We start from the raw sequence: 13108 nt of genomic DNA on the forward strand, positions 1-13108 counted from the left end.
TTCACCACCGGGGCACCGACGCTGCCCTCGAGCCGTCTGCAACGGCCCAGATGCCCCTTGCGATGGACCCTACAGTCGCTCCGAAAGCGGGGTCAACGAAGACCGGTCGATCCTGTTCCGGGCGGCGTCCACCGCCGGGGCGGCTCCTGGTGGGTCAGGACCGGGACGTCTCGCGGGCGCCGGTCCACGCCGCGCGCAGGCCGAGCCGCCCGGCGAAGTGCAGGGCACCCCCGGCGTAGATGCGTGCGGCGATGCGGATCAGCACCACGACCAGCCCGATGGTGACGGCGACGGCGAGCAGCTGCTCCCACAGCGCGATCTCCTGGAACGCCACGCGGATCGGCACCACGAACGGCGACATGAAGGGCACGAACGTGGTGACCCTGGCGAGCACGCCGGACGGCTCGCTGAGCGCCTGGAAGGAGACGATGAACCCGACGATCGCGGTCATCGACACGGGGAACGACACCGACTGGGCGTCCTCGGACCGGCCGACCAGCGCGCCGGCGGTGGCGAACATGGTCGAATACAGCGCGAACCCGAGGACGAACCAGACGATCAGCGTGACGGCGGAGTCGACCGGGATCACCGGCAGGTTCAACGCGCCGGTCACCCGGATGAGCGTCAGGGCCCACGCCACGGTGATGCCGAACTGCGCCAGCCCGAGCAGGCCGATGCCGATCACCTTGCCGGCCAGCAGCTGCCACGGCTCGACGGTGGCCAGCAGGACCTCCACGACCCGGCTGGACTTCTCCTCCGTCACGCCCTGCAGCGTCCAGGCGCCGAAGATCAGGATGGCCATGTACAGCATCATCATGCCGGCGTAGGCGATGAAGCTGCGGGCGTTGTCCTGCTCCGCGTCGGCGACACCCTGGACGGTCCGCACCTCCAGCGGCTGCGAGGACAGCACCGAGGTGATCTCGGCCAGCTCGACCCCGCTTCCGTCCAGCCGGTCCTGCAGCGCGAGGGTGGCGGCGGCCTCCTGCACTCGCTGCTCGAGGTCGTCGTTGGAGAAGGCGCTGGAGCTCTCGCGGAGGATGGCGGTGCCCTCGACGAGGACCATGCTGACGTCGCCGTCGGCCAGGCCGACGCGGGCGGCGTCGGCGTCGGCGTAGGTCGTCACCTCGAACTCGACCTCGTCGTCACCGGCCCGGTCGGTGACCAGCTGCCGGGTCAGGTCGAGGAGCGCGTCGTTGCCGATGCCGACGGCGCCGATGTCGACGGAGGTGGTCTGGTCGTCGAGGACCGACGGGATGACGATGGCGCCGCTCAGCACCACGAGGATGGCGACCATGCCGAGCAGGTAGGCCTTGGACGTACCGCGGGTACGCAGCTCGCGGCCGATGACGAGGCGGAGGGTGGACATGCTGCTCATCGGGTGCCACCGATCGTGACGTGGTTGCTGGACGCAGGGGCGGTCGACGACTCCGGGGCATCCGGGGGCGACACCGCCTCGGTGAAGATCTGGGTGAGGGAGGGGGTGGTGTAGACGAAGTGCTGTCCGCCGCCGAGCCCGGTCCCCACGCCGGTCATCAGGCGGGTGACGTCGACGTCGGCACGGACCTTGAGGACGTGATGGCGGCCGTCGAAGCGGGACTCGATGACGCCGTCGAGGTCCTGCAGCGCGGCGGCCTGCGCCTCGGAGAGGTCCAGCTCGACCCGGCGGTAGGGGGACTCGGTCTGCAGCGCCCTGACCTCACCGGTGACGACGACGCGGCCGCGGTCGATGATGGCGACGTCCTCGCACAGGTCCTCCACGACCTCCAGCTGGTGGGAGGAGAACATCACGGCGGTCCCTGCGGCAGCCCGTTCGCGCAGGACGCGGGCCATGGTGGCGGCACCGATCGGGTCGAGGCCGTTGAACGGCTCGTCGAGCACGAGCAGCTCGGGGTCGTGCAGCAACGCCGCGGCCAGCTGGACACGCTGCTGGTTGCCCTGGGAGAGGTCCTCCAACGGGTCGCCGGCGCGGTCGCCGAGGTCGAGGTCGCCCAGCCAGCGGTCCGCGGCCGCCTTGGCCTCGTCGGCGGTCATGCCGTGCAGCCGGCCGAAGTAGACCAGCTGGTCGGTCAGCGACATCTTGGGGTACAGGCCCCGCTCCTCGGGCATGTAGCCGAAGCGACGCCGGTCGGCGGCGGTGATGGGGTGGCCGTCCCAGCGGATCTCGCCGCTGTCGGGGTTGGCCAGGCCGAAGACCGCTCGCATCGTCGTGGTCTTGCCTGCGCCGTTGCGGCCGAGGAAGCCGAGCATGCGGCCGGGCCGCACGGTGAAGCTGCAGCTGTCGAGGGCCACGACGTCGCCGTAGCGCTTGCTGAGGGAGTCGATGTCGAGCATGGGATGCACGCTAGGCGGCACGGTCCTGCGGCGCGTCCCTCGAACGGCTGACCCGGCGGTCCATCGGTCGGGGGACGCCGACGGTGGACGGCGGGACGTACGCTGCGGCCACGATGGCCACCCCTGCCCTCCCGCCGCTGAGCGCCACCGAACGTCGTCCGTCCTGGGTCGACGTCGGCGTGGTCGCCGCGATGCTGCTGCTCGGGCTGCTCGGCGTGTTCCTGGCCCACGACCTGGGGGGCCCGGAGGACCAGAGCCGCATCGCGTCGTGGGCGGACTACACGACGCTGGTGATCCTCGTCCTGCCGATCCTGGTCAGGCGGATGGCACCGGCGGCCGTCTGCGTGTTCGTCAGCCTGTTCTTCGTGGCGTTCCGGCTGCTGGAGGTGCCCGAGGGACCGGTCTCGAGCGTCGCGGTCTTCATGGCCATCCACGCCGCCGGTGCCCACGTGGCCGACGCTCGCCGCCGCAACGGCGCACGCGCGCTGGCCCTCGGAACGGGCTTCGTCGCGCTGGTCGTGCAGCTGTCGGGCGAGATCGAGGCGGTGGGGTTCGAGGCGGTGGTCGGGCTGACGTTCAGCATCGGCCTGAACCTCGGCTTCTACGTGGCGGCATGGGTGCTGGGCGACCGCGATCGGCACCAGCGGATCGACCGGGCCGAGCTGTCCCGCCGCGCCGACCAGCTGGCCACCGAACGCGAGGCGAGGGCCGAGCAGGCCGTGGTGGCCGAGCGGGTTCGGATCGCCCGCGAGCTGCACGACGTCGTGGCCCACCACGTCAGCGTCATGGGCGTCCAGGCGGCGGCGGCGAGGCACGTCATGGGCCGGGACCCCGCGCGGGCCGCCGAGGCGCTCGGCACCGTGGAGGCCTCTGCCCGCCAGGCGGTGGACGAGCTGCAGCGGTTGGTGGGGATCCTGCGCGAGGCGCCGTCGGACGGGGTGGATGCCCCGCAGCCGACCCTCGACGGCTTGCCGGCGCTGGTGGCCACGCTGGCCGACGCCGGGTTGCCCGTGGAGCTGCGTGAGATCGGCCGGTCGGTGGCGATGCCGGACTCCGTCGGGCTGTCGGCCCACCGGATCGTGCAGGAGGCGCTGACCAACGTGATGCGCCACGCCCCGGGCGCCGAGACGACGGTCGTGCTGACCCACCTCGCCGGCGTGCTGCAGGTCGAGGTGGTCAACGGGCCGGCCCCCACGGGCGCCACGCCGGCCGGGCCGGGCGGTGGTCGCGGGCTGCTCGGGATGCGCGAACGGGCGGCCATGCTCGGCGGACGGGTCGAGGCGGGTCCCCTCCCCCGCGGTGGCTACCGGGTCGCGGCGACCCTCCCCCTCCCCGGCGGTGTCCAGGACCGGCCGGGCCCGGCGACGATCGGCGCGATCGGGGCCCACGTCGCCCATGGACGAGTTGGCCCCCGATCGGGGCCCGAGACGGCGGCCGCGGAGCCGGGCGTCGCGCACACGACCAACGTCGAGCACACGAACAACATCGCGCACGCGAACAACGTCGAGCACACGAACAACGCTGAGGAGGAGGTGACGCGGTGACCGACGTGGCTGACGAGCTGATCGAGGTGGTGCTGGTGGACGACCAGCAGCTGGTCCGGTCGGGGCTGCGGATGATCCTCGAGTCCGAGCCCGACATCGTCGTGGTCGGCGAGGGCGGGGACGGCCGGGAGGGCGTGCGGCTGGCCCGCACCCTCGTGCCCCATGTGGTGCTGATGGACATCCAGATGCCCGTCATGGACGGTCTGGCCGCCACCGAGGCCATCGGCGAGCTGCCCGACCCGCCCAAGGTGGTCGTCCTGACCACGTTCGAGCGCGACGACTACGTCTTCCGGGCGCTGCGGCAGGGCGCCAGCGGGTTCCTGCTCAAGAACGCCCCGCCCGCCCAGCTCATCGATGCGGTGCGGGTGGTCGCGGCGGGCGACTCCCTGCTGTCCCCCTCCATCACCCGGCGGCTGATCCAGGCGTTCGCCGACGGGCCGGCACCCGCCGAACACGACCCGGCGCTGGACCTGCTCACCGACCGCGAACGCGAGGTGCTCGGCCTGCTGGCGACCGGCCGGTCCAACGCCGAGATCGCCGACGTGCTGATCGTGGGCGAGGCCACCGTCAAGACCCACGTGTCACGGGTGTTCGACAAGCTCGGCGTCCGCGACCGCGTCCAGGCGGTCGTCTGGGCCCACGAACACGGCGTGACCTGACCCAGCTCGGCCGGGTGGCCGTCGGCCCGGTCTGGCCCCGCCGGCCGGGCCGGCCTCGGAATGTGCACCTTGGCCGAGCCACCGGTCGACCTGCACCACCGTGCCGCCGAGCTGTGCCGGTTGGCCGGGCGGCCGGCCGAGCTGCACATCTCGCTCGGGGCGGCCGGAGCGGCCGGAGCGGTGCGGCAGGCGCCGCGGGCTACAGGGCCACGGCGTTCTTGCCGACGTTGCCGCCGGTGAACAGCTTGGTGAAGGCCGTCGGCACGGCCTCGATGCCGTGCTCGAGGTCGACCTTGGCGTTGACCTTGCCCTCCGCGGCCCACTGGCCGAGGTCGGCGAAGGCCTGGGGGTGGTCCTTGGCGTAGTCGAAGATGAGGAAGCCCTCCATCTTCGCGCGCTTGACGATGAGGTTGGAGTAGTTGCGCGGCCCCTTGGGCGCCGCACCGTCGTACTGCGAGATCGCGCCGCAGATGACGATGCGGGCGTGCAGCGCCAGGTTGGACAGCGCCATCTCCAGCAGCGGGCCGCCGACGTTGTCGAAGTAGACGTCGACGCCGTCGGGGCCGATGGCCGACCGCAGCGTCTTGGCGACGTCGTCGGCCTTGTAGTCCACGCACTCGTCGAACCCGAGCTCGTCGACGACGTAGGCGCACTTCTCCGGCCCACCGGCGGTGCCGATGACGCGACAGCCCTTGAGCTTGGCGATCTGCCCGACGACCGAGCCGGTCGCACCCGCTGCACCGCTGACCAGGACGGTGTCGCCCTCCTTCAGCTCACCGACGCGCAGCAGGCCGAAGTAGGCGGCCAGGCCGGTCGGGCCGAACAGGGAGATGGCGACCAGCGGGTCGGTGCCCTCGGGGAGGATCTGCAGCGCGCCGGCGCCGCGCTCCTCGGCGAGGACGTACTCCTGCCAGCCGGTCAGCCCGCTGACGAGCGCGCCGACCGGGTACTTGTCGGACTTCGAGGCGACGACCTCGCCGATGCCCATGGAGCGGACGACCTCACCGATCCCGATGGCCGGCAGGTAGGTGTCCTGCTGCATCCAGCCGCGGATGGTCGGGTCCAGCGACAGGTGGGTGACCCGGACCAGCGCCTGGCCGTCGGCCGGCTCGGGCACCGACGCGGTGGCGAGCTCGACGTGCTCGTCGGGAGAGAAGGCGGCGGTGGGGCGCTCGGTCAGGCGCCACACCCGGTTGGTCTCGGGGGTGCTCATGACCGGCGAGCCTAGACCCCCTGCCGCCTGTCGCACCCCGGCGTTAGGATGCCGCCCATGGGGACAACGCTCGGAGTGGGGACGGACAAGGGCGGGTGGTTGCTGCGCAGCGACGACCGCCGCAGCTGGACGGTCGAGGGGCCGTTCTTCACGGGATGGCAGGTGACCGCCTTCGGCACGACGGCCTCGGGGACCTACCTCGCCGGGACCGCCTCGGGCTGGTTCGGCCCCGGGGTGCACCGCTCGACGGACCTGCAGGAGTGGACCCAGGTCGTCGACGGCCCAGCCTTCCCGGCTGAGGACCCGACGGGGACCGACCCGAAGGTCGAGCGGATCTGGCACTTCTCCACCGACCCGACCGGGCGGATCTGGTGCGGCGTCGCCCAGGCCGGCTTGTTCACCAGCGACGACGACGGCGAGACCTGGCAGCCGGTCGAGGCCTACAACACCCATCCGACCCGCCCGAAGTGGATCCCCGGCGCCGGCGGCATGTGCCTGCACCGGGTGCTGACCGACGACCAGCGCATCTGGGCGGCGGCCTCCTCGATCGGGGTGCTCCGCAGCGACGACGGCGGCGCGTCCTTCCAGCCGGCCAACCGCGGGGTGGAGGGGGTGGACCCCGACGGCGCCGACGACGGCATCGGCACGTGCGTGCATGCCGTCGTGGCCGACCCCGACGATCCCGACACGATCTGGCGGCAGGACCACTCGGGGGTGTACCGCACCACCGACGGCGCCGACTCGTGGCAGCGGATCGAGCAGGGCTTGCCGGCCAACTTCGGCTTCCCCATCGTGCGCGATCCGGGCTCGGGGGCCCTGTTCGTCGTGCCGCTGGAGGCCGACGTCAACCGCACCCCGGTGGAGGGGCGCTTCGCGGCGTACCGCTCGACCGATGGTGGCGAGTCCTGGCAGGCCTCCGGGGTGGGCTGGCCCGACGAGCCGACCTACGACACGGTCCTGCGCGGGGCGATGGCGGTCGACGGCGACGGCGGGGTGTACGCCGGCACGACCGGCGGCCGGCTGTGGGCCACCGACGACGCCGGCGACTCGTGGCACGAGCTGCCCGGCACGTTCCCGCGCATCCACGCCGTCGCGGTCCTGTAGTCGCGGTGGCCAGCACGACGGTCCGGCTCCCCGGGGTGCTCCGCCCGGCGATCGGTGGGGTGCGCGAGGTGTCGGTCAACGGGACGACGGTCCGGGAGGCGGTCGAGGACCTGTGCCGCCAGCACCCGACGCTGACCGTGCGGCTGTTCGACGAGGACGGCCACCTGCGGCGCCACGTCCTGTGCGTCCACAACGGGGCGACCACCCGGCTGGACGACGAGCTGGCCCTCGCCGACGGTGACGAGCTCGCCATCCTCCCCGCGGTGTCCGGCGGGTGAGGGCAGGACTGGCGCGGACAGGGGTGGTCAGGGCAGGGCTCTTGACCGCACGGCGGGCCGTCGTGCTCGTCCTGCTGCTGGGCCTCCTGCCGGCGTTGCTGTCGGCGGGTCCCGTGGGCGCCCAGCCACCCGAGCGGGACACGCCGGAGTACTACGCCCGGCGGCCCGCCACGCCGTACCGCTCCTTCACCCTTGCGGCCACCGGCGACCTGCTGATCCACACGCCGGTCCGGACGGCCGCCGCCCGGCCCGACGGCTCGTTCGACTTCGGGCCACAGCTGGCGGCCGTCGCGCCGCATCTGTCGGCAGCCGACGTCGGCCTGTGCCATCTGGAGGTGCCGCTGGACCCCGACGGGCCCTACTCCAGCTATCCGCGGTTCAACGCCCCGGCGCAGCTGGCCACGGGGATCGCCGGGGCGGGGTGGGACATCTGCTCGACGGCGTCCAACCACTCCGCGGACCAGGGGTGGCCGGGGCTGGTGCAGACCCTCGACGCGCTGGACGCCGCCGGGGTGGCGCACCGGGGCATGTACCGCACCGAGGCCGACTCGCTGGCCCCGGTCCTGTACACCGTGGAGGGCGTGTCGGTCGGGTTCCTGTCGGCCACCTACGGGCTGAACGGGCTGCCGGCGCCCGGTGGGCACGAGTGGTCGGTCACCCGCATCGACCCGGCGGCGATCCTCGACCGGGTCCGTGAGCTGCGGGCCGCCGGCGCCGATGTCGTCGTCGTCAGCCTGCACTGGGGCAACGAGTACCAGCACGCCCCGTCGTCCTTCCAGCGCAACGTCGCCGCGCTGCTGATGACTGGCGGCGAGGTCGACGCGTTGATCGGCCACCACGCCCATGTCGTGCAGCCGGTCGAGTGGATCAGCGACCGGCCGGTCGTCTACGGGCTGGGCAACTTCCTGTCCGGCCAACGGCAGAGCGTGACCCGCCGGGACGGGGCCATCGTCAGCCTGTCGTTCGCGGAGGACCGCGACGGCTGGTACGTCGAGGCGCTGACGGCCCAGCCGACGTGGGTGACCGACGGGTACGCCGTGGTGCCCGCCCGGCCCGAGGACGGTGGGACCCTCGGCGCCTCGGCCACCCGGACCCTCGGCCACCTCGGCGTGCCGCTGTCCCCGCCGCCCACGCCCACGCAGTAGGCCCCGGCGCCCCTCGCAGTGGGGCCCGCGCCAACGATCGCCGCAGGCCCTCGCCTTCCGCGACGGAGGCGCTGGTCACGGACCGGGCGGGACCACCGACTCGGTTCTGTCACACGGGCGTGGCAGGCTTCGGGCCGATGGAGATCCTGCTGCGCTGCCAGATCCCCGACGTGCCGGGCATGTTGGCGACCCTTGCCGGCGCGATCGCCGAGACCGGCGGGGACATCCAGGCGGTCGAGGTCGTGGAGACCGTCGAGGAGACGGTCATCGACGACCTGTGGGTTGTCACCTCCGACGTCGCAGCCCTCGTGTCGGCGCTGGAGGCGATGCACGGGGTCCGGGTGGTCCACGCCGGCATGTCCCGGGGTGTGCCCGGCGACGCCACGGCCCGGCTGGCCACCGGGATCGACACGCTCATGAGCGGGGCCATGCCGGTCGAGGACGGGCTGGCCACGCTGATGGGTGGGCTGCTGCGCGCGGCGTCGGCGGAGATCCTGCCCGAGTCGGAGTGGCCGTCGAAGAAGGACCGCCGCATGCTGGCCCTGCGGGTCGCCTCGGGGGTGCTGGTGCTCAGACGCGAGTACAAGTTCCTCGACGCGGAGATCCAGCGGGCCAAGCAGGTGCTCGCGGTGTGCGAACGAGCGGCGGCAATCGCCGGAGGAGCCTGAGCAGAGCCGATGGTGTGGAGTGACCCCGAGGTCGAGACCGTGGCGCCCGGAATCCACCGGGTGCCCGTCCCGCTGCCCAACGACGGGCTGCGAGCGGTCAACGTGTACATGATCGAGGACGGCGACGGGGTGACGCTGGTCGACTCGGGCTGGAACGGCCCCGAGGCGCGGGCGGCCATCGACCGTGGCCTCGCGGTCGCCGGCGCCGAGCTGGGTGACGTGCACCGCATGCTGATCACCCACATGCACTACGACCACCTCGGGCAGGCCGACGAGCTGCGTCGCGCCGGTGCCGGCGAGTACTGGCTGGGCGAGGAGGAGAAGGAGAGCTTCTCCATCCTCGTCACCGACCCGGTGGAGTCCCGCCGGGAGCGGCTGGACCAGCTGGAGGCCCACGGGGCGGTCGAGCTCGCCGAGAAGGGGCGGGCCAGCGACGGTGCGGTGAAGGAGCCGCTGACTTGGCAGCCTCCGGGTCGCTGGGTGGCCGATGGCGAGCAGGCCCCGCTGGCGGACGGTCAGCTGACGGCGATCCTGACGCCCGGCCACACCCGCGGCCACCTCTGCTTCCTGCACGGCGACCGGAAGATCCTGTTCTCCGGCGACCACGTGCTGCCCCACATCACCCCGTCCATCGGCTTCGAGCCCCACACCAACCCGCTGGCGCTGGTGGACTTCCTGGAGTCCCAGGCCCGCGTGGCCGCGCTGGACGTCGAGCTGGTCCTGCCGGCCCACGGGGAGGTCTTCACCGACCTGGTCGGCCGGGTCGACGAGCTGACCGCCCACCACGACGTCCGCCTGGACGCCTGCCGGGCGGCGCTGTCGGAGGACGGGTCCTCGGCCTTCACCGCCGCCAGCCGGATCGGCTGGACCCGCCGGGAGACCCCGTTCGAGGAGCTGAACGCGTTCAACCAGACGCTGGCGGTCTGGGAGACCGCCGCGCACCTCGAGCTGCTGGCCGTGCGCGGGACCGTGACCCGCCGGGTGGTCGACGGCACGATCACCTTCACCCGGGTCTGACCGTCGCGGTCACCCGCGCCTGACCCCGCGGTCACCCGCGCCTGACCCCGCGGTCGCCCGGGTCTGACCCCCGCCGGTCGCCCGAGTCTGACCCCCGCCCGGGGTCCGAGCCCGAGCGAGTCAGCAGGCCCCGAAGGTCAGCCGACCCCGGTGATCAACCGATCATCGGGAGGGGCCACCAGACGACGCCGGCGTCCAGCACGACGAAGCCGACCGCGATGGCCAGCGCGAATGCGGGGGTGGCCAGCATCCGTCGTCCGCCGGTGCGGGCCCTCAGGCTGTCGTGGACGCCACCGCCGGTCGACAGGCCCGTCGCGCCGGCCACCACGAAGGCGAACCAGCGAACCAGCACGGGCACCTCGGGCAGGTCCAGGATCCACGTCAGGGTGAAGCCGGGGCCGTACTCGAACACCCGCTGCGCGATGGCCATCACCAGGCCGAGGACGAGCAGCAGGTCGAGGAGGATGAACGCCGCCAAGGCGATCCCGCCGGTGGCGAACGGCAGCAGCCGGCTGGCCGTGATGGCCACCTGCTGGCCGCGGCCCATGGTCGCCTTGCGCTGACCGGTGTCGACGGCGGCCCGGGTGAACACGACGGTGGCGCCGGCGATGAACGCCGCGAACGGGGCCACGCTGGCCGCGCCGCCGAGCAGCAGGGCGAACGCGATGGTGAAGATGGCTCGGGCCACGCCGGTGGAGAAGGTCTCCCCCGACCGGGCCGGCCGACCCCGCACGTCGGGCTTCGGTTTCGGTGTGGGCGCGACGGCGGCGGGGGTGGGGGTCACGACCGCGGCCGATGCGGTCCCGATCCGTCCGGACGCCGGGCGCCGGAGTCCCCTCCTCCCCCGTGGTTCGGGGTTGATCCCGGGGTTGGCGTCGGTGCCGGTGTTGCGCGTGTCCACCGTCGGCATGGTCAGGGTCTGGGCCCGGTGCGACGCGGGTTCGACCACCGGCCGCCGGGTGGTCCGGACGGTCGTCGTGGTCGCCTCGACCCCGAGGTGTGTCGCCGAGCTGCGGCTGGTGGCCGGTTCGGCGACACGCATCGCGTTGGAGGGGGGCGAGTCGTCGCCGCGTGTCGGCGAATCCCCGCCGGTGGCCCGTTTCCCGACACGCCGGGGTGGTGGGGCCGGCTCGTCGGCGCGCTGGGTGTTGGTGCCGACGTACCGCACCCGAGGCGAGGAGGCGATCGGCAGGTCCGTGGAGATCCGCGAGTCGATGGGGATGGGCCGGTCCGGGGACGGACGGTCGATGCCGTCGTCGTCGGGGACGCGGATGACGATCGGCTTGCGGGGGGCCGACGGCGCAGCCGGACCCGTGGAGGCAGGACCGGACGACTGGCCCCGAGCCCAGGGAGGGGTGGAGGCGGCGGACCGCTTGGCCTCCTCGGCGGCACGGAGGGCGCTGGCCAGGTCCGACGGGGTGGCCATCCGCTCCTCGGCCTGGGTGTCGCTGCCGACGGCCGGGCTGGCGGCCACGCGCTGCTCGGGCAGGTTGCGTTCGGCGTCACGCAGGGCGTGGAACCACGTCTCGGCAGAGGTGCGGCTGCGCCCGGCGTCACGGGCGAGAAGGACGCCCAGCTGGCCGCCCGAGGTCCACGGCCGTCCACCGACGAGCCGCTGGATGAGATAGCCGAGCCGCCGTTCGTCGTCGGCGATGGTGCCGTCGTCGGCGGCGGAGACCAGCTCGTCGCTGCGGACGACGATCACGCGGGCGCGGTCGTCCAGGCGCAGGTGCCGGCCTCGCACACGACCGTGACCGGCGTGGTGCAGCGCGGCGATGGCGGTGGCGATGTTGCGGGCCACCCGCAGCTGGTGTCGCCGCGTCGCCATGGGCGCGATCTCGGCCCGCCGGGTGGGATCGAGGAAGTCCGCCAGCGGGAACGTGGACCGCCCGGTGATCCGCGGCGCGAGGTACCCGACGACGCGGGCGTCGAGGTCGTGGAGGAGGTCGGTGGGCCACGTGATGTGGATGCCGGGACCGGAGTCCGGCGGTGGGGAGGCCAGCAGCTGGCGGAGGTGACGGTCGTAGTCCTCGTCGGCGCTCCAGCGCACGACGGCGGCAAGGTCAGGCGCCTCTGCGACACGCGCAACGAGCCGTCCACGCTCTCGCGTGACGACGTCCAGCGTCACCCAGCGTTCATCGCTGATCCGCTGCAGGGCCGTGGGGAAGGGATCGGCCATAGTGACTCCACTGAACCTCAGAACAACGCTGACGTCAACACTGGCCACATCTGCCCCATCAGCCACACGAGTCACGAGGCGTCCTCGAGGGCTCGTGGAGGACACGAGACCGCGTCTCGGCTTGGTGGTCCGGGTCCCCTCCGGCTGGCGGTTCGCACCTGCCCCGGGAGTAGGCTCACCCACCATGGAGACGAACGAGAAGCGAGTACTGGTCACGGGCGGCGGCAGCGGGATCGGCGCGGCCATGTGCCGGCGGTTCGCGGCCGACGGCGCCACCGTCGTGGTCGCCGACATGAACGCGGAGGCCGCACAGGCGGTCGCCGACGAGATCGGCGGGGTCGCCCTGACCGCCGACGTCGGCAGCGCCGAGGCCAACGAGGCCATGATCGACGAGGCCGAGGCCACGGTCGGTCCGATCGACCTGCTGGTCCTCAACGCCGGCATCGCCACCGGCACCGACGTCACCGACACCACCGACGAGACGTGGGACACGATCTGGCGGGTCAACGTGATGGCCCACGTCTGGGCGCTGCGGGCATGGCTGCCCCGCGCCATCGAGCGTGGCGGCGGGTACGTCCTGCACACCGCCAGCGCCGCCGGCCTGCTGACCAGCCTCGGCTCGGCGCCGTACTCGGTGACCAAGCACGCGGTCGTGTCGCTGGCCGAGTGGGTGTCGATCACCCACGCCGACAAGGGCATCACGGTCTCGGCGCTGTGCCCGCAGTTCGTGTCCACTCCCCTGCTGGACGACCTCAAGGACATCCCCGGCGGGCAGAAGCTGGCCGCGCTCGGGGTGAAGGAGCCGTCGGAGATCGCCGACGCGGTGGCCGAGGCCATCGCCGAGGACCGCTTCCTGATCCTCCCCCATCCCGAGGTCGAGCAGTACGAGCAGAACCGGGCCAACGACCGCGAGCGGTGGCTGGGCGGCATGCGCAAGCTGCAGCGCCACATCCTGAGCGAGGACTAGGTC

12 protein-coding genes are annotated in these 13108 nt (G+C 72.8%); 8 read left to right on the plus strand and 4 right to left on the minus strand.

Annotated features, from left to right (window positions below; translation table 11 throughout):
* Window positions 1–154: 154 nt before the first annotated feature.
* Complete coding sequence (locus DVS28_RS17600; RefSeq protein ID WP_114592628.1) at window positions 155–1375, minus strand: ABC transporter permease; 1221 nt, start codon at window positions 1373–1375, stop codon at window positions 155–157.
* A complete protein-coding gene (locus tag DVS28_RS17605; protein WP_114594245.1) occupies window positions 1372–2331 on the minus strand; it encodes an ABC transporter ATP-binding protein in 960 nt (319 codons plus the stop codon). The genes DVS28_RS17600 and DVS28_RS17605 overlap by 4 nt, the downstream gene beginning before the upstream one ends.
* A gap of 113 nt (window positions 2332–2444) precedes the next feature.
* Between DVS28_RS17605 and DVS28_RS17610 the strand changes: the two genes are divergently transcribed.
* Both DVS28_RS17610 and DVS28_RS17615 read left to right on the plus strand, forming a co-directional pair.
* Window positions 2445–3875: a sensor histidine kinase gene (locus DVS28_RS17610; RefSeq protein WP_114592629.1), complete on the plus strand. Its 1431-nt coding sequence runs from the start codon at window positions 2445–2447 to the stop codon at window positions 3873–3875.
* Window positions 3872–4534, plus strand: a complete 663-nt coding sequence (locus DVS28_RS17615; RefSeq protein WP_245973554.1) for a response regulator — start codon at window positions 3872–3874, stop codon at window positions 4532–4534. Before DVS28_RS17610 ends, DVS28_RS17615 begins: the two co-directional genes overlap by 4 nt.
* 199 nt (window positions 4535–4733) lie before the next feature.
* On the opposite strand, the gene DVS28_RS17620 is transcribed toward DVS28_RS17615, so the two are convergent.
* Window positions 4734–5747, minus strand: a complete 1014-nt coding sequence (locus tag DVS28_RS17620; protein WP_114592630.1) for an NADP-dependent oxidoreductase — start codon at window positions 5745–5747, stop codon at window positions 4734–4736.
* Window positions 5748–5804: 57 nt separating this feature from the next.
* On the opposite strand from DVS28_RS17620, the gene DVS28_RS17625 reads away from it, so the two are divergent.
* From DVS28_RS17625 to DVS28_RS17645, 5 genes are all read left to right on the plus strand, one after another.
* Entirely contained in the window at window positions 5805–6851 is a 1047-nt protein-coding gene (locus tag DVS28_RS17625; RefSeq protein WP_164710696.1) for a WD40/YVTN/BNR-like repeat-containing protein, read from the plus strand.
* A gap of 5 nt (window positions 6852–6856) precedes the next feature.
* Window positions 6857–7129, plus strand: a complete 273-nt coding sequence (locus DVS28_RS28540) for a MoaD/ThiS family protein (RefSeq protein ID WP_164710697.1) — start codon at window positions 6857–6859, stop codon at window positions 7127–7129.
* Between the two features lie 41 nt (window positions 7130–7170).
* Entirely contained in the window at window positions 7171–8274 is a 1104-nt protein-coding gene (locus tag DVS28_RS17635; protein ID WP_164710698.1) for a CapA family protein, read from the plus strand.
* 137 nt (window positions 8275–8411) lie between these two features.
* Window positions 8412–8942 (plus strand): ACT domain-containing protein, encoded by a 531-nt coding sequence (locus DVS28_RS17640; RefSeq protein WP_164710699.1) that lies wholly within the window; start codon window positions 8412–8414, stop codon window positions 8940–8942.
* Between the two features lie 9 nt (window positions 8943–8951).
* Window positions 8952–9959 (plus strand): MBL fold metallo-hydrolase, encoded by a 1008-nt coding sequence (locus DVS28_RS17645; protein ID WP_114592634.1) that lies wholly within the window; start codon window positions 8952–8954, stop codon window positions 9957–9959.
* A 154-nt stretch (window positions 9960–10113) separates the two neighbouring features.
* Here the strand turns inward: DVS28_RS17645 and DVS28_RS17650 are convergent, their stop codons facing one another.
* Window positions 10114–12138, minus strand: a complete 2025-nt coding sequence (locus DVS28_RS17650; RefSeq protein ID WP_114592635.1) for a hypothetical protein — start codon at window positions 12136–12138, stop codon at window positions 10114–10116.
* 184 nt (window positions 12139–12322) lie between these two features.
* Here DVS28_RS17650 and DVS28_RS17655 point away from each other — a divergent pair, with 184 nt between their 5' ends.
* Window positions 12323–13105: an SDR family oxidoreductase gene (locus DVS28_RS17655; RefSeq protein ID WP_114592636.1), complete on the plus strand. Its 783-nt coding sequence runs from the start codon at window positions 12323–12325 to the stop codon at window positions 13103–13105.
* The last annotated feature ends 3 nt before the right edge of the window (window positions 13106–13108 follow it).

The sequence above is a fragment of the Euzebya pacifica genome (genome assembly GCF_003344865.1).
GTDB lineage: Bacteria > Actinomycetota > Nitriliruptoria > Euzebyales > Euzebyaceae > Euzebya > Euzebya pacifica.